General features: G+C 36.9%; 27 protein-coding genes. 22 read left to right on the forward strand and 5 right to left on the reverse strand.

All coding sequences use genetic code 11. The features are described from left to right. Nucleotides 1-2 precede the first annotated feature (2 nt). Nucleotides 3-1,064 (reverse strand): endonuclease, encoded by a 1,062-nt coding sequence (locus FORMB_RS02490; protein ID WP_069675948.1) that lies wholly within the window; start codon nucleotides 1,062-1,064, stop codon nucleotides 3-5. 146 nt (nucleotides 1,065-1,210) lie between these two features. Here FORMB_RS02490 and FORMB_RS02495 point away from each other — a divergent pair, with 146 nt between their 5' ends. Beyond that, a complete protein-coding gene (locus FORMB_RS02495) occupies nucleotides 1,211-2,095 on the forward strand; it encodes a nucleotidyltransferase family protein (RefSeq protein WP_069675949.1) in 885 nt (294 codons plus the stop codon). A 5-nt stretch (nucleotides 2,096-2,100) separates the two neighbouring features. On the opposite strand, the gene FORMB_RS02500 is transcribed toward FORMB_RS02495, so the two are convergent. Genes FORMB_RS02500 through FORMB_RS12960 form a run of 4 tightly spaced genes read right to left on the reverse strand, consistent with a single transcriptional unit; the run spans nucleotide 2,101 to nucleotide 3,977 of the window. After that, entirely contained in the window at nucleotides 2,101-2,493 is a 393-nt protein-coding gene (locus tag FORMB_RS02500; RefSeq protein WP_069675950.1) for a rhodanese-like domain-containing protein, read from the reverse strand. Continuing rightward, on the reverse strand, nucleotides 2,494-2,811 hold the full coding sequence (locus tag FORMB_RS02505; protein WP_069675951.1) for a rhodanese-like domain-containing protein: 318 nt from the start codon (nucleotides 2,809-2,811) through the stop codon (nucleotides 2,494-2,496). Between the two features lie 59 nt (nucleotides 2,812-2,870). Further along, complete coding sequence (locus tag FORMB_RS12955) at nucleotides 2,871-3,476, reverse strand: thioredoxin family protein (RefSeq protein ID WP_069675952.1); 606 nt, start codon at nucleotides 3,474-3,476, stop codon at nucleotides 2,871-2,873. A gap of 12 nt (nucleotides 3,477-3,488) precedes the next feature. Beyond that, complete coding sequence (locus tag FORMB_RS12960; RefSeq protein WP_069675953.1) at nucleotides 3,489-3,977, reverse strand: TlpA family protein disulfide reductase; 489 nt, start codon at nucleotides 3,975-3,977, stop codon at nucleotides 3,489-3,491. Between the two features lie 125 nt (nucleotides 3,978-4,102). On the opposite strand from FORMB_RS12960, the gene FORMB_RS02520 reads away from it, so the two are divergent. From FORMB_RS02520 to FORMB_RS02610, 21 genes are all read left to right on the forward strand, one after another. Next, nucleotides 4,103-4,669, forward strand: coding sequence for a YceI family protein (locus tag FORMB_RS02520; RefSeq protein ID WP_069675954.1), 567 nt, complete (start codon nucleotides 4,103-4,105; stop codon nucleotides 4,667-4,669). Nucleotides 4,670-4,853: 184 nt separating this feature from the next. Continuing rightward, nucleotides 4,854-6,254, forward strand: coding sequence for an anthranilate synthase component I family protein (locus tag FORMB_RS02525; RefSeq protein WP_069675955.1), 1,401 nt, complete (start codon nucleotides 4,854-4,856; stop codon nucleotides 6,252-6,254). 3 nt (nucleotides 6,255-6,257) lie between these two features. Beyond that, on the forward strand, nucleotides 6,258-6,824 hold the full coding sequence (locus tag FORMB_RS02530; protein ID WP_069675956.1) for an anthranilate synthase component II: 567 nt from the start codon (nucleotides 6,258-6,260) through the stop codon (nucleotides 6,822-6,824). Between the two features lie 9 nt (nucleotides 6,825-6,833). Further along, on the forward strand, nucleotides 6,834-7,820 hold the full coding sequence (gene trpD, locus FORMB_RS02535) for an anthranilate phosphoribosyltransferase (protein ID WP_069675957.1): 987 nt from the start codon (nucleotides 6,834-6,836) through the stop codon (nucleotides 7,818-7,820). Beyond that, nucleotides 7,820-8,608 carry an indole-3-glycerol phosphate synthase TrpC gene (gene trpC, locus FORMB_RS02540; protein WP_069675958.1) on the forward strand — a complete coding sequence of 263 codons (789 nt, stop codon included), beginning with the start codon at nucleotides 7,820-7,822 and terminating at the stop codon, nucleotides 8,606-8,608. The genes trpD and trpC overlap by 1 nt, the downstream gene beginning before the upstream one ends. After that, nucleotides 8,605-9,219 (forward strand): phosphoribosylanthranilate isomerase, encoded by a 615-nt coding sequence (locus FORMB_RS02545; protein WP_069675959.1) that lies wholly within the window; start codon nucleotides 8,605-8,607, stop codon nucleotides 9,217-9,219. Before trpC ends, FORMB_RS02545 begins: the two co-directional genes overlap by 4 nt. Beyond that, on the forward strand, nucleotides 9,216-10,397 hold the full coding sequence (gene trpB, locus FORMB_RS02550; RefSeq protein WP_069675960.1) for a tryptophan synthase subunit beta: 1,182 nt from the start codon (nucleotides 9,216-9,218) through the stop codon (nucleotides 10,395-10,397). The genes FORMB_RS02545 and trpB overlap by 4 nt, the downstream gene beginning before the upstream one ends. A gap of 4 nt (nucleotides 10,398-10,401) precedes the next feature. Beyond that, nucleotides 10,402-11,169 (forward strand): tryptophan synthase subunit alpha, encoded by a 768-nt coding sequence (trpA, locus tag FORMB_RS02555; protein ID WP_069677869.1) that lies wholly within the window; start codon nucleotides 10,402-10,404, stop codon nucleotides 11,167-11,169. 288 nt (nucleotides 11,170-11,457) lie between these two features. Continuing rightward, nucleotides 11,458-11,715 (forward strand): hypothetical protein, encoded by a 258-nt coding sequence (locus FORMB_RS02560; RefSeq protein ID WP_157498067.1) that lies wholly within the window; start codon nucleotides 11,458-11,460, stop codon nucleotides 11,713-11,715. Then, nucleotides 11,712-12,185 carry a hypothetical protein gene (locus tag FORMB_RS02565; protein WP_069675962.1) on the forward strand — a complete coding sequence of 158 codons (474 nt, stop codon included), beginning with the start codon at nucleotides 11,712-11,714 and terminating at the stop codon, nucleotides 12,183-12,185. The genes FORMB_RS02560 and FORMB_RS02565 overlap by 4 nt, the downstream gene beginning before the upstream one ends. A gap of 175 nt (nucleotides 12,186-12,360) precedes the next feature. Further along, nucleotides 12,361-12,840 (forward strand): hypothetical protein, encoded by a 480-nt coding sequence (locus FORMB_RS02570; RefSeq protein ID WP_157498068.1) that lies wholly within the window; start codon nucleotides 12,361-12,363, stop codon nucleotides 12,838-12,840. Between the two features lie 217 nt (nucleotides 12,841-13,057). Continuing rightward, entirely contained in the window at nucleotides 13,058-13,402 is a 345-nt protein-coding gene (locus FORMB_RS02575) for a type II toxin-antitoxin system RelE/ParE family toxin (protein ID WP_069675964.1), read from the forward strand. After that, complete coding sequence (locus FORMB_RS02580) at nucleotides 13,395-13,685, forward strand: helix-turn-helix domain-containing protein (protein ID WP_069675965.1); 291 nt, start codon at nucleotides 13,395-13,397, stop codon at nucleotides 13,683-13,685. Before FORMB_RS02575 ends, FORMB_RS02580 begins: the two co-directional genes overlap by 8 nt. A 40-nt stretch (nucleotides 13,686-13,725) precedes the next feature. After that, the gene (locus FORMB_RS12790; protein WP_231925576.1) at nucleotides 13,726-13,944 is read left to right on the forward strand and encodes a type II toxin-antitoxin system RelE/ParE family toxin; all 219 of its coding nucleotides are present in this window, start codon (nucleotides 13,726-13,728) and stop codon (nucleotides 13,942-13,944) included. Further along, nucleotides 13,931-14,233, forward strand: coding sequence for a helix-turn-helix domain-containing protein (locus tag FORMB_RS02585; RefSeq protein ID WP_069675966.1), 303 nt, complete (start codon nucleotides 13,931-13,933; stop codon nucleotides 14,231-14,233). The genes FORMB_RS12790 and FORMB_RS02585 overlap by 14 nt, the downstream gene beginning before the upstream one ends. Before the next feature lie 279 nt (nucleotides 14,234-14,512). Beyond that, nucleotides 14,513-14,731: a tRNA pseudouridine synthase A gene (locus FORMB_RS02590; RefSeq protein WP_069675967.1), complete on the forward strand. Its 219-nt coding sequence runs from the start codon at nucleotides 14,513-14,515 to the stop codon at nucleotides 14,729-14,731. Nucleotides 14,732-14,819: 88 nt separating this feature from the next. Then, nucleotides 14,820-15,026 carry a type II toxin-antitoxin system RelE/ParE family toxin gene (locus FORMB_RS13315; RefSeq protein WP_442856532.1) on the forward strand — a complete coding sequence of 69 codons (207 nt, stop codon included), beginning with the start codon at nucleotides 14,820-14,822 and terminating at the stop codon, nucleotides 15,024-15,026. 162 nt (nucleotides 15,027-15,188) lie between these two features. Then, a complete protein-coding gene (locus FORMB_RS02595) occupies nucleotides 15,189-16,337 on the forward strand; it encodes a vWA domain-containing protein (RefSeq protein ID WP_069675968.1) in 1,149 nt (382 codons plus the stop codon). Beyond that, on the forward strand, nucleotides 16,334-17,794 hold the full coding sequence (locus tag FORMB_RS02600) for a sigma 54-interacting transcriptional regulator (protein WP_069675969.1): 1,461 nt from the start codon (nucleotides 16,334-16,336) through the stop codon (nucleotides 17,792-17,794). Before FORMB_RS02595 ends, FORMB_RS02600 begins: the two co-directional genes overlap by 4 nt. A gap of 223 nt (nucleotides 17,795-18,017) precedes the next feature. After that, the gene (locus FORMB_RS02605; RefSeq protein ID WP_083243968.1) at nucleotides 18,018-18,644 is read left to right on the forward strand and encodes a trimeric intracellular cation channel family protein; all 627 of its coding nucleotides are present in this window, start codon (nucleotides 18,018-18,020) and stop codon (nucleotides 18,642-18,644) included. A 366-nt stretch (nucleotides 18,645-19,010) separates the two neighbouring features. Next, nucleotides 19,011-19,628, forward strand: a complete 618-nt coding sequence (locus FORMB_RS02610; protein WP_069675970.1) for a hypothetical protein — start codon at nucleotides 19,011-19,013, stop codon at nucleotides 19,626-19,628. Nucleotides 19,629-19,634 lie beyond the last annotated feature (6 nt).

Consider the following 19,634-nt stretch of genomic DNA (forward strand, 5'->3'; position numbering starts at 1 on the left):
TTTTAATACACCAAAAACTTAAATAGTTTGGACTGATTTTTCTGTTGAATGCTCATCAAATACATTCCCTTAGAGAATTTAGACACATCGATTCTGTTTCCTTCTAGTTCAAATTCTAAGACCTGGCCCAATTGATTGTAGATTTTCGTGGTGTCTTTAGAAACTTCTAATCCTTCGACATACACATAATCTTGAACGATGGTTGGGTGAATAAATACAGTTTGAAAGTCTAAATCAGATGAAGATAGTAGTCCCCAAGAATCCACTGCATTTGGACCGTTCCAAATGAGAGTTGCTAAATAAGGATTGTCAATAAATGGGTTTCGATTGCCTTGATAGGAAAAAATAACATCGTTTCTGTTGCGTTCAAATTCAGAAACAGGGTCTTCTTCATTCCATTCCAAAAAGATATTTGGCATGTCCGCATCATTAGAATACGAGGTGCTTCCAACGCCTATATTAGTTGGCTCACATTGGGTTGGGTAGCGCAAATACATATACATGATAATTCGGGCAACATCCCCTTTAAATTCATCTCCAGGATAGAAATCACCATCCAAAAAAGAGTCCCCACTACCATCCTTAAAATAATTGTTATTTCGTCTGGAATTCATCTGACAATCGGCAGCCCTCAGATTATGGACATCCGTACCCGCACCAGCAGAGTTCGTTACTAAACTAGGATTTGCTAAACTCTTAGCAAACACATGTTCTCGATTCCAATAGCCTGTACAAGAACCACTGCTTTGAGCTGAAATCGCACGGGTTCTGTCGTTAATGCTAACATTGTCTGTATCATCGTATCCATAAAACAAAATTACATTGTTAGGTATGGTAACATCTAAATCACTTTCGTGTATGACATCCCATGTATCGGTGGAACTCGAAGTATATGGTATCAGGGTTGTATGGGTATCAATAATTAAAGTCGAAAGATCGTCTTTTAGTGCATTTCCTTCTTGAGTAAATTCAACACTCGAATAATAGGCGGGAATTTGAGCGCTTATCGAGATAGTCCCCAATATAAGCGACCAGAAAAGCGTAATCAAGGCTTTTGTTTTCATAAAATAAAAGTTAAAATATTGGTTAATTCTAATTCAAAATTACAACTAATAATTGGGGTTTTGACACGTATTAAAATTGAATTGCGAAATTAAATTTCAGTTACGGTTTAAAAATTATATTTTTGCAGCGAACAAACACACACACAATGACCTTACTACTGATGGCCGCTGGAAGCGGAAGCCGCTATGGAAAACTAAAACAATTTGACGATTTAGGCCCTGCGGAAGAATTTTTGATGGAATTCAGTATTTTTGATGCCCTCAAAAATAACTTTAACCACATTGTGGTCATTACCAAAGCTGCTAACAAATCGTTTCTGGAATCTCATCTTTCAGAACGCCTTCCTAGTAATGTAAAACTAGATGTTTTAGTTCAAGAGATTGAGGACATTCCTGAAGCGATTTCCCTCGATACAAAACGCGAAAAACCCTGGGGCACCGCCCATGCCGTTTGGACCGCTCGAAACGTGATCAAAGGGAGTTTTGTCATTATAAATGCCGATGATTATTATGGGCAAAATGCGTTTGATGGTGCAGCGAAATTTATCAAAAATAACGACACGCCTGACAAGTTTGCACTTGTGGCGTACAACCTTAAAAATACACTTTCAAAATTTGGATCCGTTTCAAGAGGTGTTTGTGAAGTAAACAATCACCAACTGACCTCCATCATAGAACGTACAAAAATTTCAGAAAAAGACGCTCAAATCATTGATGAAGATTCAGGAGTTGTTTTGGACGCGGACACAGCCGTTTCTATGAATTTCTGGATTTGTAATGCATCGATATTTAAGTATATCGAAACCTATTTTACGAAGTTTTTAGAAAATACTGACAACCACGAAAAAAGTGAAATCTACTTGCCATTTGTCACACAAGAAATGATGGAAAATGGACACATTACCGTGGAAGTGATTGAAGCACAAAGTACTTGGTTTGGAGTCACTTATTACGATGACAAAAAAGAAGCGGTCAGAACCTTAGCAGAACTCACAGAACAAGGTGCCTACCCGACGCCCTTGTGGAACTAAAACCCTTAATTTTCGACCTCTAAACCACTTGATTTCCATTTGGAAAAACCGCGGTCTAAATCATAAATTTTTACAAATCCATTAGCGATTAACCGTGAGGCGCACTTTGCACTTCGACCCCCGCGCTGACAATAGACAATGACGGGCCTGGTTTTATCGAGCTGCTGGATATTTGCTTCAAAATTTTTATCTAAAAAATCAATGTTTAGCGCATTTGGAAGGTGTCCAACTTTGTACTCACCTGGAGTCCGCACATCTACCAATTGAATGCCTTCAATTTTAGAAATTTCTTTCATTTCTGCAGCCGTAATCAATTCAATTGCCTCGGACTGATTTTTTTTACAATTAAAAAATGTGAGCATGCCTAGCAACGCACATCCAAATTTAAAAAACCGCATCTATTCTGGAATTATTGTGGCGCCATCCCATTCATTGAAACCACCCAAAAGATTGTAGGAAGCTGTAAACCCCAATTGTTTCATAATTGAACACGCCTGTCCACTTCTTGCGCCTGATCTGCAATAGACATAATAATGATTGGTTTTATCGAGTTTTTCAAGCTCCGAAATAAAGGTCTGCCCTTGATGAATGTCCAAGTGAATCGCTTTTGGAATCATCCCTTCTTCGACTTCTGTATCTGTACGAACATCTAAAATTATTGATTTTGAATCGGACTCTAATTGTGAAGCCCATTCATTTTGTGACAAATCTGACATAGTATCTCTTTTTAGTAAATTAATTTATAATATTGTTATTTGTATCTCTTACCACAACCCTAAAGCTTAATAGAGCAGCCGATGGCTTTGGTTTTATGAACCTCAAAAGCCACACCATTTAAGAGGGCATCCACGGCATTTTCAACATATTTGGTTTTCACCAAAGCAGCGTCTTTATAATTATCGTCAATCGCACCAATATATTGTACAACAGGCCCAAGATCTGTAGATTCTAAGATATAAATATGCGGCGTTTTAGTAGCGCCATATTGGGGGTAAATAGATTGATCAGCATCCATTAAATACGGAAACGTAAATCCTTTTTCTTTCGCGCGTATTTGCATCGCTTTCATCGAATCCCCAGGTTTTGTTTTGACATTGTTGGGCATAATAGCAATGACTGGATACCCTTTTGCTGCGTATTTTTTATTCAGTGCTTCAATGCGGTCTTCGTAGGCCACTGCATACGGACAGGTATTACACGTAAAAACAACGATGAAGCCTTTGGCATCCTTAAAATCAGAAAGAGATACAGATTTTCCGTCAATGTTTTTAAGTTTAAAATCGGTAGCAATAGCACCAATGTCATACCCTTTTTCTCTAGAATTCTGAGCAAAAGCAACCGTCGTAAGTAGTACTAGTAAAGTGAAAATAGTTTTTTTCATAACAATTTGATTTTATAGGTTCTTAAAAAAAGTTTTTAGTTCAGATTCTAATTCCTTGTAGGTAAAGGTACGACTATAAAACAAACGCTTGGATGCATTATAAATAAGCGTGACGGGAATGGCACCATCCCATTGGGGATCTACTTTTGGAATCCACGAATTCATATCGGGGTCGTCCAAAACAACAACTTTTGATTTTAAGTTGTATTTTTGAATGAATGGTTTTAATTTCGTTTCGTATTGATGCGGGAAATCCAAACTCACCAAAATGACTTCTACAGAATCTGAATAGTTTTCTTGTAGTGTTTCAAAATGTGGCAACTCTTTTACGCAGGGCGCACACCAAGTTGCCCAAAAATTCACCACATAGGTTTTAGACCCTTTGAGTTCCAAATAAGGAGCAATACCCGTAAAATCATGAACCTCTAATATAATGGGGTCTTTTTGGTCTGACTTACAGGCCAGATTTAAAAGAATCACTAAGACAAGTAAATATTTCATTTTACAAAGTTAGCAAAAACGGTTCAAGGTTCTCGGAAGTTTTAACAAAAAATTACCAGCCATAAAATTATTTTGCAATTAAAAAATTGTGTAATTTGCAGTCCAATTTTAACTTAGATAGAGACATGAAAAATACAATCTTAAAATCAACTGCCCTTTTATTTGTTTTACTCCTTACAGCATTTACTGCCACAGAAACTAAACAAGTCGATACAGACCAGAGTATTATCAACTGGGTTGGACACAAAGTAACAGGACAACATGAAGGAACTATTTCGCTTCAAGAAGGTGTTCTTGAATTCAATGAAGATCAATTGACAGGTGGGAATTTTGTAATGGACATGACGTCTATCAACACAACCGACCTTGAAGGAGATTACAAAAAGAAACTAGACGGCCATTTAAAAGCCGATGACTTTTTTGGCGTTAAAAACCATCAAAAAGCAACCTTAGTATTTACATCGGTTACCAAAAACGAAACAAACTACGCTGTTGTTGGAGACCTTACAATCAAAGGAATCACAAACAAAATCACTTTTGATTTAGCCGTTTCAGATAATACTGCAACAACGACCTTTCAAGTGGACCGTACTAAATTTGGAATCAAATACGGATCTGCTAGTTTTTTTGATGGATTAAAGGATAAAGCCATCTATAATGAGTTTGATTTAAAGGTTTCTTTAAAATTTTAAAAAACTATTAAATTAATTTTGCAATCATAAAAATCGTTGCTACATTTGATTTTTAATAAATAAATTATGAACCTTACTTTAAATAATACTTGGTGGTGGAACTCTCGAAAACAAAATTCGTGATACACCCTTGTATGTTTAAAACAAAATATCTAGGCTTGTCATCACGACAAGCCTTTTTTTTATGAAAACATTTGAGCTAAAAACACATTACAAAAAAATACTCGCCGATACCATATCGCCTGTGAGTGTGTACCTGAAAATTCGAGATAAGTTTCCGAATAGCATTCTTCTGGAAAGTAGCGACTACCACGGCAATGATAACAGCTTCTCTTACATCTGTTGCAACCCGATTGCATCCATTAAGGTAGAAGACTCGCTAGTGACTAAAACCTATCCCGATCATAGCAGTGAAACAACAACGGTCCCTGCCGATAAAGTGACCATGGAAATCGATGCATTCACAAAACAATTTGAAACTCAAAAAGACACCTCTTTTAAGTTTATAAATAATGGGATGTTTGGGTTTACAGCTTACGATGCTGTAAAATATTTTGAAGATATCACCATCTCAAAAAAGGACGATTCTATTGAAATTCCGGAGATGTATTACGCCGTGTATCAAAATATCATAGCGATTAATCATTTTAAAAATGAAGCCTATATTTTTGCGCACTGCTACGAGTCTGAAAGCAATATCGATGCCATTCACCATCTGATTAACGTGCAAAGTTTTTCGTCCTATGATTTTGAATCAAAAGGAAACATCAGTTCCAACCTGACCGACGAGGAGTTTAAGTCCAATGTCGATTTAGCCAAAAAACACTGTGCCCGCGGCGATGTATTCCAACTCGTATTGTCGAAAAAATTCCAACAAGATTTTAAAGGCGATGACTTTAATGTCTATAGAGCATTGCGAAGCATCAACCCCTCGCCCTATCTCTTTTATTTTGATTATGGAAAATTTAAAATCTTTGGAAGTTCTCCTGAAGCACAACTGGTCGTAAAAGATCAAAACGCCGAAATTCATCCCATTGCAGGGACGTTTGCACGGACTGGCGATGATTTAAAAGATGCCGAATTGGCCAAAAAACTCGTCGCCGATAAAAAAGAAAACAGCGAACACGTCATGTTAGTCGATCTGGCACGAAACGATTTAAGTCGTCATTGTACCGAAGTGGAAGTTAAAAAATACAGAGAAGTACAGTTCTTTTCTCACGTCATTCATTTGGTAAGTAAGGTCATGGGTAAAGTGCGAAAAAATACGCCAACAATGCAAATTGTAGCCGACACCTTTCCGGCAGGCACTTTGAGTGGTGCGCCCAAATACAAAGCAATGGAGCTTATTGAAGCCTACGAAAAAACAAGCCGTGCGTTTTATGGCGGTGCCATTGGGTTTATGGATTTTGATGGAAACTATAACCATGCCATCATGATTCGAACGTTTTTAAGTAAAAACTACCAACTCCATTGGCAGGCCGGTGCTGGAATTGTTTCCAAATCGAGTCCCGAAAACGAACTTCAAGAAGTATATAACAAATTAGGCGCCTTAACCAAAGCGATTAAACTCGCCGAAACCATTTAGAGAATGAAAAAAATATTAGTCATAGATAATTACGACAGTTTTACGTTTAATTTAGTCCATTACCTCGAAGACCTCGACTGTGAAGTGACGGTACTTCGGAATGACAAATTCGATTTGGAAGACATCCAACACTTCGATAAAATTGTGCTGTCGCCGGGTCCAGGGATTCCAGAAGAAGCCGGACTTCTAAAAGCGGTCATTAAGCGCTATGCTCCCAGTAAAAGTATTTTGGGCGTGTGCTTGGGTCAACAAGCCATTGGTGAAGTTTTTGGCGGGCACATTGTAAATTTAGAAGAAGTCTATCACGGGGTACATACCGACATTACTGTTTGTGTGGAGGACGAGCCTTTATTCAATAATATGGACAAAACGATTCAAGTTGGACGCTACCATTCGTGGGTGGTGGACGCGAATTTACCCGCAGTTTTAGAAGCCACTTCGGTAGATAAAAATGGACAAATCATGTCTTTAAGACATAGAGCTTATGATGTGAAAGGCGTTCAATTTCATCCCGAATCGGTACTCACACCCACCGGAAAACAAATTTTAGAAAACTGGATTAATTCATAACAGACACCAATGAAACACGTTTTAAACAGACTCATTAACCACGAAACGATTTCTGCTGAGGAAGCAAAGCAGATTTTGATCAACATCTCCAAAGGCGATTACAATCAAAGTCAAATTGCGGCCTTTCTCACCATTTACATGATGCGAACGGTCACCCTCGAAGAATTGAAAGGATTTAGAGATGCCCTCTTAGAATTGTGTATTCCTGTGGATTTATCGGCTTACAACCCCATCGATTTGTGTGGTACTGGCGGTGATGGAAAAGACACTTTTAACATCTCAACGCTCTCCTCATTTGTGACCGCAGCGGCTGGCGTACCCGTCGCAAAACACGGAAATTACGGGGTCTCTTCGGCTTGTGGATCTTCCAATGTTTTAGAATCCTTAGGCGTTACATTTTCAAACGATCCCGACTTTTTAGAACACGCCATTGCCACAACAGGGATTTGTGTATTACACGCACCCTTGTTTCACCCGGCTATGAAAAACGTCGCACCCATCCGACGCGAATTGGGAGTCAAAACATTTTTCAATATGTTAGGCCCTATGGTGAATCCTTCATTTCCAAAAAATCAAATGGTAGGCGTCTTTAGCTTGGAATTACTGCGCTTATACAATTATCTCTATCAGGATTCTGACAAAAATTACAGCATTGTTCATGACCTTGGTGGCTATGATGAAATCTCCTTAACAAATTCAGTGAAAATTGTATCCAATCATTCGGAGGTGCTTTTTTCGGCAGAAGATTTAGGGTTAAAAAACAATACTCAAGAAGCCATTTTTGGTGGAAATACAGTGGCTGAGGCCTCAAAAATATTTAAAACCATCATTAGTGGAAACGGCAGCGAAGCACAAAATAACGTGGTGTGTACCAATGCCGGTCTTGCGATCGCAACCGCTAAAAAAATTAACCATAAAGACGGTTATGAATTGGCCAAAGAAGCCCTTTATTCAGGAAAAGCAAATGAATGTCTCACAAAATTAATCGCCCTCTAATGAGCAGTATTTTAGATCGTATTGTCGCAGATAAACGCACCGAGGTTAGCCTTCGGAAACAACTGATTCCGTTGAAACAACTGGAACAATCGGTGTTGTTTGAACGCCACTGCCCGTCGCTTAGTACACGATTGTCAGAAAGTACTTCAGGCTTGATTACAGAACACAAACGCCGTTCGCCCTCAAAGGACTGCATCAATCAGAATTTGAACGTGCAAGACGTCGCAAAAGGCTATGAATTTGCAGGGGCTTGCGGGATGTCGGTACTCACAGATATGAAATATTTTGGTGGTAGTTTAGAAGACCTGTTAACCGCCAGAGCCAGTTGTGAGATGCCCTTGCTTCGGAAAGAATTTATTATTGATACTTATCAAATTGTAGAAGCAAAAGCCTACGGCGCCGATGTGATTTTACTCATTGCTGCCATTCTGAGTCGCGAAGAGATTCAAACCTTTTCAACTCTCGCCCAAAGTTTGGGGATGGAGGTCTTATTGGAAATTCACAACGAAGAAGAATTGCACAAATCGCTGATGCCTTCTCTGAATATGATAGGCGTGAACAACCGCAATCTTAAAACGTTTGAGGTCAGTTTAGAAACCAGTAAAACACTGAGTACACTCATCCCTGATGAATTTGTAAAGATTTCAGAAAGCGGGATTCGCACGGTGAAAGACATTCAGAGTTTACAGCCTTATGGGTATAAAGGGTTTTTGATTGGAGAGAATTTTATGAAAACAGACAATCCGGGGGCCAGTGCAGCGGATTTCATTAAAAAATTGAACGCATGAAACTAAAAGTATGTGGCATGCGCTATGAGGACAATATTCGGGAGATCTCAGCGATTGGACTCGATTATATGGGTTTTATCTTTTTTGAAGGCTCGTCACGTCATGTCACGGATTCAATTCCGACTCTCTCTTCTTCCATTAAAAAAGTAGGTGTTTTTGTCAATGCGTCTCACGATACGATTGTCGGAAAAATCAATCTCTACGACTTACAAGCGGTGCAATTGCATGGCGAAGAATCGCCTGAATTTTGTAAATCCTTGAGTGGTTTCAACATAGAAATCATCAAAGTGTTTTCCATTAAAAATGAGTTTGATTTTGAAACCCTCACCCCTTACGAAACGGTCTGTGACTTTTTTCTTTTTGACACCAAAGGGGCTTTGGCTGGCGGCAATGGGTACTGCTTTGACTGGTCGGTATTAGAAACCTATCCCTCCACAAAACCTTATTTTTTAAGTGGTGGTATTGGATTGGAAAGCTTGGACCAACTTAAAGAATTTAAAAAGAGTACGGCAGCAACCTACTGCCACGCGGTGGATGTGAATAGCAAGTTTGAAGTTGCACCCGCCAAAAAAAATAAAGAATTATTAGAAAAATTTAAAGATTTATTATGAGTTATCACGTGAATGAAAAAGGCTATTATGGTCAATTTGGAGGCGCATTTATTCCAGAAATGCTGTATCCGAATGTTGAAGAATTACGTCAAAATTATTTAAAGGTAATGGCGGAACCTGATTTCAAAGAAGAGTTCGATCAATTGTTGAAAGATTATGTCGGTCGCCCAACTCCTTTGTATTTCGCAAAACGATTGTCTGCAAAATACAATACCAAAATATACCTGAAACGCGAAGATTTATGCCACACAGGTGCGCATAAAATCAACAATACGATTGGTCAAATATTGATGGCAAAGCGACTCAAAAAAACACGCATCATCGCCGAAACAGGTGCTGGGCAACACGGGGTAGCTACGGCGACTGTTTGTGCCTTAGCCGGTTTGGAATGCATTGTGTATATGGGAGAAATTGACATTGCACGACAAGCGCCCAATGTAGCACGTATGAAAATGCTCGGCGCGGAAGTGCGTCCTGCATTGTCTGGAAGTCGTACTCTAAAAGATGCCACCAATGAAGCGATTCGCGATTGGATTAATAATCCTGTGGATACGCATTATATTATTGGAAGTGCTGTGGGACCACACCCCTATCCAGATATGGTGGCGCGTTTTCAATCGGTGGTGTCTGAAGAAACCAAATGGCAATTAAAAGAAGTAGAAGGCCGTGAAAACCCCGATTATGTAGTGGCTTGTGTGGGTGGTGGCAGCAATGCAGCCGGTGCCTATTACCATTATTTGAATGAACCCGACGTGAAACTGATTGCAGTGGAAGCGGCAGGAAAAGGAATTTATACAGGCGAGAGTGCCGCGACTTCGGTGCTTGGAAAAGAAGGCGTGATTCATGGGAGTAAAACCTTATTGATGCAAACCCCTGACGGACAAATTACGGAGCCTTACTCCATTTCGGCAGGCTTGGATTATCCGGGCGTTGGCCCCATGCATGCGCATTTGTATGAAACCAAACGTGCCGAATTTATTTCGGTGACGGATGATGAAGCCATGACGGCAGGACTTGAATTGTCGCAACTGGAAGGCATTATTCCAGCGATTGAAACTTCCCATGCCTTGGCTATTTTTGAAGATAAAAAATTCAATCCTGAAGATGTGGTGGTGATTAGTTTATCAGGACGTGGCGACAAAGATTTGAATACCTATATTGATTATTTTAAACTCTAAGATTGTGAATCGAATACAAGCAAAATTACAAGAAGACAAAAAACTATTGTCCATCTATTTTACGGCGGGATACCCCAACTTAAACGACACGATAACGACGATTGAAAGTTTAGAAAAAAACGGCGTGGACATGATTGAAATTGGCTTGCCGTTTAGCGATCCGTTGGCAGATGGCCCTACGATTCAGGCGAGTTCTACACAAGCCTTGCACAATGGCATGACCTCAACGGTCTTGTTTGAGCAGCTGAAAGACATCCGGAAAACAGTTTCGATTCCGTTGATTCTGATGGGCTATTTTAATCCAATGCTTCAATATGGAGTAGAAGCCTTTTGTAAAAAATGCCAAGAAGTGGGCATTGATGGATTGATCATTCCGGACTTGCCGGTGGAAGTGTATCACGAAGAATATAAAGCTATTTTTGAACGGTATGGATTGCTCAATGTCTTTTTGATCACGCCACAAACAAGCGAGTCACGCATCCGTTATATGGACAGTATTTCAGAAGGATTTATTTATATGGTGAGTAGTGCCAGCACGACGGGAAGCCAAAGTGGTTTTGGAAACGAACAAACGGATTATTTTAAACGGATCGCCGACCTCCAGCTAACCAACCCACAGATTATTGGATTTGGAATTTCTGATCATGAGACGTTTAGCCAAGCCACGCAGTATGCCAAAGGCGCCATCATTGGAAGTGCGTTTATAAAGCATGTGACGGCTCATGGAGTGAATGATTTGGGAGCGTTTACGCAGCCGCTATTGAGAGGCTAGAAAACTATTAAAATCACGTATTTCTTTGGAAGTACGTGATTTTTTTATACATTTATAACTGATTTTAATCCCCAGATCTAAATCTTCATAAGCGACTTAACCCGTTGTAAGCAATTATTTTATTTGAATTTTAGATATGGGGGAGCAAACAAGATGTTTGCACTAAAATCAGTGACGTATAATGACAAGCAAAACGGTGTGTTTTCCCGGGATATATAGCCGTTAACACATCTTTTTATTTGGATATAACTAGTTACCACCAATTGAATGAAAGACATTGAGAGACATATGAAAATTAGGATTACAAAGTCTGAATTTGATTTAATTAGCGGAATTTTGGACGAGAATAAAAATTTATTTACACCAAGTCAAATAAATGATTCTGAATATATTTTATCATTTGTGGACTTTGAGCAAGCAATGGAATTTGACGAATTAATTAAAGACAAATTGGTTTATCAAGGCTTTGATAGAGAATATAATCCGAACAAATTTGGATTAATGTGTGAAAATGTAATTGACAAAATGTACGAGATTTTAAAATGAAAAAAATAATAACCATATTTTTAATTTCACTTTTGGGTTTAAATATCAATGCTCAAGAAATTTCTGACGAACAGTATATGAATGCCTATATTGTAGTATCTGACACTTCACAAAACTATTTTGAATTAAGACAAAAAATGCTTAACCTAAATGAGAAACTGAAGACGGAAATTGACACAATGGGAAGAGGGTTTAATAAAAAGAAAAACCTTATTTGCTTACCTGAAAATGACGAAGACGAAATTTATGCAGGTGATTATTTCCCGAGACGTTATCCTTCCGAGACTTTAAGTTTAGAATATTTGATTTATTACACAAATGGAAAGAAACCGACAGAAGGAACTATCGCATTAGTTACAATCATAACTGACAACAAGGAAAAGGCGGAAAAAAAATTGGCAGAAGTGAAAAAATATTCTGACAGAGCATTTATTGTAAACAGTCAGATTTATATGGGATGTATGCATTAAAAAATAACAACAAAAGGTGGTAACACTGTATATAGTTTATGGCGGGTGAAGTGCTAATTATGAGCGATTTAACAATTAATAAACATCGGTGCAAGTTGAAAGTTTTGTGTTTCAAAACCGCCACAAAACCATATACTATCCGTTGGCAACAATATCTAAACGAGACGCAAAACGAATGGAAAAGAAATTAAAACAAAGTATTCTGACTTCTTATCTGATTGGAGCACCAATTGGCATTATTGTTGTTTTCGCTACGATTTTTGTTCCGAGTTTTTTATTTGGAAAAGGACTAATGATAATTGTTATTCTTGGAACATACGGCATTTCAACAATCGGACTTGTAGTTGCGTTTTTGATTGCTCTTTGGATTGGTGGAAAATTAGCCTATAAGGATATTGAAAATGGAAAATCATTAATTCTGACCTCTTTTAAATACTCAACTGTTGTGAATTTAATAATCTGGACAACTTTTTGTCTGATTATAGGACTGACTGCTACAGAAGAAAGGTTTCTAATGATGATTCCACCTATTATTGCTTTTGTTGTTTGTACGATTCTAACAACATTTTCAATCGGACTTTTAATTTCATATGTAATTAGACGAATAAATAATAAACCGACTGAATTAAAAAATACAGTTGCCAACTCCGTATAAAACTAATTGCTGGTTTTAGTCTACTTACGGAAATCTCTGCCTACCACAGGCAAGCTCACGGATTTTCTATTCAGTATTTATTTGCTAACTTTAGTGCTTAAAACACGCCACTAACCATACACAAACATGTTGCCCACAATACGTGAAAAAATTCGTGGATTTACAGAAAATTGGAATTTAATTTGAATTTAGTTAACTAATTAGTTAACTTTGTAGTGTGACAAGGAAGGTGATTATATATAAAGAATATTTCACTAAATTCTATAAAGCTCAAGACGAAAAGGTTCGAAAAAAAATTGGATACGCTTTAGATTTAGTTCGGTTTGAAAGACAAGTACCAAAAAAGTTTTTTAAGTATTTGGAAAATACAGACGGAATTTATGAAGTACGTGTAATTACAAGTTTTAAAAGTATAAGAATATTGTGCTTTTTCGATGGTGGCAATTTAGTTGTCCTTGGGAATTGTTTTGTGAAGAAAACTCAAAAAACACCAAAAAAGGAAATTAAGCTTGCTGAAAAAATCAAGAAAGAGTATTTAAAAGATAAAAACAAATATGAATAATATAAGAGATTTCGAAGATTTACTAATTGCAGAACACGGAAAAAAAGGAACAGAAAAGCGTGATAAATATGACGCTGACTCTCTTGCTTTTCGATTAGGGATTATGCTAAAAGAAGCTAGAAAAGAAGCGAATTTAACACAAGAAGAATTGGCTGAAAGAACTGGAACTAAAAAAAGCTATATATCACGAATTGAACGTGGATTAAGCGATATTCAAGTTTCTACTTATTACAAACTAATTGAATTAGGTCTTGGGAAACATCTGAATATTGAAATAGCATAAGAAAATAGATTGGACACTTTTAATTTTAAGAAGTACCCGAATTGTTCCAGAAAAATTTTTAAAAAACCTTACGAATACAGACGGACTTTGGGAATTGCGAATTTCAGCAGGAAATGGAATATTTAGACTATTCTGTTTTTTTGACAAAGGAAACTTAATAATTCTCTTGAATGGATTTCAAAAAAAAACTCAGAAAACGCCCAAAAATGAAATTAAAAAAGCGGAACGGTTAAAAAAAGAATATTATGAAAACACATAAAAGAATCACATCATTTGATGACCATTTAGATACACAGTACGGAAAAGTCGGAACTGAATCTCGTCAGGGATTTCAAGAAGAATTTGAAACCTTTAAAATTGGCGTGCTCATTCAAGAGGAAAGAAAGAAACAACATTTAACACAACAACAGCTTGCTGAAAAAGTTGGAACAACTAAAAACTATATTTCTCGAATTGAAAATAACGCAAGTGATATACGACTTTCAACTCTTATGAGAATTATCCGAGAAGGATTAGGAGGCAGTTTAAAATTATCACTTGATGTTTAAGAATGAACGGAAAGTAAACACCCGCTAGCGCCACGCTTTAGTGTGGTGCCGAGTATGCGAAAGAGAAATAAATGAGTTACTGAATTATTTGAATTTGTTAACGGCATCACGCCAAAAGCGTGACGCCAGCCAGAAGTAAATATTTTGGGAACTCAGCTCAATTTTGGTTGGGCTTCAAAATGATTTTGACATTGAGCAAGAACATACTGAAAAACTCTTTTTTTATAAAAAATATAAGTTTAACAACGCTTTTTGTACTTTTGTGTAAAATAAAATATTATGTACACTATTCAATTAAAAATTAGCGATAAAGTTTACGATAAGTTTATTTGGTTACTAAGTAAATTCAATAAAGAAGAAATAGAGATTGTTAGTGAAAGTTCTGATTTCACTTGGACTAAAGAATACTTAAACAATGAATTGAATGAAATTAAGAATGGCAAAGCTACTTTTATCTCTCAAGAAGATTTTGAAAAACGATTAAATGAAATAGTGTAAGTGACTTTTTTATGAAAATCATTTATAAAGAAACCTTTGTTGTGAGGCTAGAAAAACAACTAAAATATATTTCTGAAAACAGCCCTAAATCCGCAAAAAAAAATTAAAGACTGAATTTATTCAACGGATAAAAACGATTCCTGATAACCCATACTTATTTAAAAAATCAATCTACTTTGAAAACGATTCTGTTCGAGATTTAATTCATAAAGGATATACGATAGTCTTTCGAATTAATAAAAATCAAATTGAAATATTTGGTCTGACGAGGTTTCAAGAAAAACCTACGGACTAAAAATCTCCCCACTAGCGCCATACGCTTTAGCGTGGTGTACAGTAAAAATAAATATACCAAACCTTAAAACCCTAACGAAACCTAAATGTTAGTTGTTAGAATATTTAAACATTAATACCTCCTTAACGCATTTAAGAATTCTATATCCCGATATTTGTAAGAATGACAGGAATAGATTTTAATTATGGAAAAGGGTTTACGTTCAGTAAGCACATCCCAAAGGACGTATCGGATTTTGATCGGGTGTTTGGGGTGTTTAAAGAACTCCTCACACATACCTCAGGCGATATTGAGGAAGCGTTTGAATGGCTAAACACACTGGACAACGAATACAATATTTTTAACGAGAACTATACCCTCGAAAATTTCGAAGACGACCTTAAGAAGCGAGGTTATATCAAAGAAGACATTGATCCCGATGCGGTCAAATCAGGAAACGGAACTGGAAAAGGAAAAAATATACTCACTGCCAAGCTAGAATCTGCTTTGCGCGACTATGCCCTGAACCAGATTTTTGGAAAACTAAAAAAGAGTGGACTCGGAAATCACAACACCAAAAAAACAGGTGTTGGTGATGAACGTGATGGCGATAACCGATCGTTTCAGTTTGGTGACGATTTATCTCGGGTCAACATGACCGAGAGTTTGAAAAATGCACAAATCAATAATGGTATCTCAGACCTTCGCTTAACAGAAAACGATTTAATTGTAGAAGAGACAAAGCACAAAGCACAGATGAGTACCGTATTGATGATTGACATCAGTCACTCTATGATATTGTACGGCGAAGACCGCATCACACCCGCCAAAAAAGTCGCCATGGCATTGGTGGAGTTGATCCATCGAAAATACCCAAAAGATTCCATCGATATTATTGTGTTTGGAAATGAAGCCTGGCCCATTAAAGTAAAGGACCTCCCCTATTTAAAAGTAGGCCCTTACCACACCAATACCGTGGCTGGACTGGAATTGGCCATGGACATTCTCCGTCGAAAACGAAATACAAACAAACAGATTTTTATGATCACGGATGGGAAACCGAGTTGTATTCAGCTGCCATCGGGTGAGTTTTATAAAAACAGTAACGGCTTGGACGATATGATCGTTTCTAAATGCCTTAACAAAGCAGCACAAGCACGGAAATTAAAAATTCCAATCACCACCTTTATGATTGCCCAAGACCACTATCTCCGTGAATTTGTGGAGGTATTTACGGCGCAAAATCAAGGAAAGGCCTTTTTAACGGGACTGGATGGTTTGGGAGAAATGATATTTGAAGATTACGAAAAAAATAGAATTAAAAGAATATGAGCAAAGAAATAACGTTTAAAGAATTGAAAAATTCTGATTATAAAAACCAAACCATTAACCAAGAAATTCAGGCGAATTTAATTGCGCGCATCAAAGCGAAGCAGCCTGTTTTTGAAGGGCTTTATGGGTATGAAGACACGGTTGTGCCTCAATTAAAAAAGGCGATTATTGCTGGGCATCATATTAATTTATTAGGATTACGCGGGCAAGCGAAAACCAAAATAGCTAGAAGTATGGTGGACTTGCTCGATGAATACATGCCAATTGTGAAAGGCTCTGAAATCAACGACAGTCCCTTTCAACCGATTTCGAAATATGCAAGAGATTTGATCTCAGAAATGGGTGATGAAACACCAATTTCATGGGTACATCGTTCGAATCGGTTCTTTGAAAAATTAGCCACTCCCGACGTGAATGTGTCGGATTTAATTGGGGATATTGACCCTATTAAAGCCGCGACTTTAAAGTTGCCTTATTCCGATGAACGTGTCTTGCATTATGGAATGATTCCGAGAGCGAATCGATCTATATTTGTACTAAACGAACTGCCGGATTTACAGGCGCGCATTCAAGTATCTTTGTTTAATATTTTGCAAGAAGGTGACATTCAAATACGTGGATTTCAACTAAGGATGCCCTTGGATATTCAATTTGTATTTACCGCAAATCCGGAAGACTACACCAACAGAGGCAGTATTGTAACGCCACTAAAAGATCGAATTGGGTCTCAGATTTTCACACACTATCCAAAATCAATTGCACTGGCTCGAGAAATTACAGCACAAGAAGCAAACGTCTCTAAAGAAGATAAAGCAAGTATAATGGTTCCTGAATTGGCAAAAGACCTTCTGGAACAAGTGGCCTTTACAGCTCGTAAAAGCGAATACGTCGATGCCAAAAGTGGTGTGAGTGCACGGCTAACGATCAGTGCGATGGAAAACCTAATGGCGGCAGCTAAATTGAGATTGATTGAAAAAGAGGTCGCGAAAACAACCATTCGTTTGGTTGATTTCATGTCCATCATTCCGTCTATTACTGGGAAAATTGAACTGGTGTACGAAGGTGAGCAAGAAGGTGCCGATGAAGTTGCCAAAATACTTATTGACAATGCTGTCATGATACAATTTGGTCAGCTATTTCCCCGCATTTCGAAACTAGAAAAAGAAGGTGTTAAAACTCCTTACACGGATTTGATTGATTGGTTCGATAACAATTTTATTGAACTGAACTATACGGACACGGATGACGAATTCTTTACCAGCCTTCAATCTATAAAACCCTTAGTCGCTATTGTGGAGGAACATGCTTCTAAATTAAGTAAAGAGGATCAAACTTTTTGTATGGAACTGGTTTTATGGGGATTGACCGTCCACAATAAATTGGATAAATCGGAAAATAATACCGCTTTTAAATTTGATTCTGCTGGGATCAATCAATATTTCAATAGAAATAATTAGGGCATAATTTAATGTTTTTTAGGCTTGTGATTATGCATCACAGTCATAACTCTAAAACTGTTAAAATCACGTATATCTTTGTATCTACGTGATTTTTTTATACATTTATAACCGATTTCGACCCCAAGTTTAAATCTTCACAAGAAACTTAACCGAAGTTAAACGATTATTTTATTGTGAATTATTACCACTTTTGGAGTTGTAAAATAAAAAAATGACAACTATGATGAATGAGTTAATCACAAACTTTACAGTTATCATTGACTTTCTTGGTACTTTTGCATTTGCAATAAGTGGCATTAAGCTTGCTTCTGGCAAAAACATTGACCTGTTGGGCGCCTATCTAATTGGATTGGTAACCGCAATTGGAGGGGGTACAATAAGAGATTTATTACTGGACGCAACTCCGTTTTGGATGCTTGACTCTAGATATATTATTATTACAGGGATGGCCCTATTAGCCATAATTTTACTTAAAGAAAAACTATTTAAATGGGGAAACACCCTATTTATTTTCGATGCTATTGGTCTTGGATTATTTACAATAGTTGGCATAAGCAAAAGCTATGACGCTGGTCTCTCTATTTGGGTCTGCATATTAATGGGCACAATAACAGGTTGTCTAGGGGGTGTCATGAGAGATGTTCTAATTAATGAGGTTCCCTTGATTTTTCGTAAAGATATTTATGCGCTCACATGTATTTTGGGAGGAATTATATATTTCATTTGTCTCAAATTAGAACTACAAGGTTTTTTACCTGAAGTAATCGGGGTATTAACGGTCATTGTTTTCAGAATTATTGCTGTAAAATTTCATCTCAAATTGCCTGTTTTAACTTCTATAAGGTGAATAAAATTGGACGATTTAATAAAAGCTAAATTAAAGTACAAAAACTGTTAAAATCACGTATATCATTGGATATACGTGATTTTTTTATACATTTATAACCGATTTCGACCCCAAGTTTAAATCTTCATAAGCAACTTAACCGAAGTTAAGCGATTATTTTATTGTGAATTATTAGTACACACAGATGTAACACTTGGGGGAAAGTGGTTTATACGCAGTGGCTGTATCCAATTTAAGATACTTAAATATGAAAAAAAATGATTTAAAAAACACGAAATAATGACATAAAATAACTTCTAACTTTTACCTACTTTAAAAATTTAGAAACAAACTTTACATAACCTCAACAAAATACCTACACCCCCAATGAAAACACTCATCCCCTCATTTTTAATGCTCATATCGAGCCTATGTTTTTCACAAGGTTACTCAAATGATCGTCAAGTATATTCAGATTATTTATTAGATAAAAACAACAAAAAAATCTCCTGTAACATTCGAGAAATAAAAAATGGAAAAATAAAGTTTCAACAAGAAGGTAACATTTTTATTAAAACAGAAGACCTCAGTAATTTTAAGGATGTTAAGTTTAGTAAAACGGATATTGTTAAAAACCCTTTAAACATAAAAGTTGAAAAACCTAATAAAAAATACTCATACATCTATTTTTATGCTGCGAATGACCGCCCTTACACTGTCATGCAAAATAAAAAGAAAGTAGTAAGGATTACTAAACACAGCTATTACTTATATAGAGTTGAGGCAAATAAAACGTATGAATTGTATTGCTCAGGGAATTCTAGAAAAAAGGAAAAATTAACTTTGAAAGCTTTGGGTGGAAAGACCTACATCGTGAAAGGAATACGTGCAAAAAAGACGCAAGCACAAATGTACAATAGTGGAATTTTATCTAAACTCGTTGTCGATAATAGTAAATTATCAAAATATGCTTTATTGACGATGTCAAAAAAAGCTAAAAAATAAATAAAT

The organism is Formosa sp. Hel1_33_131 (genome assembly GCF_001735745.1).
Lineage (GTDB): Bacteria > Bacteroidota > Bacteroidia > Flavobacteriales > Flavobacteriaceae > Hel1-33-131.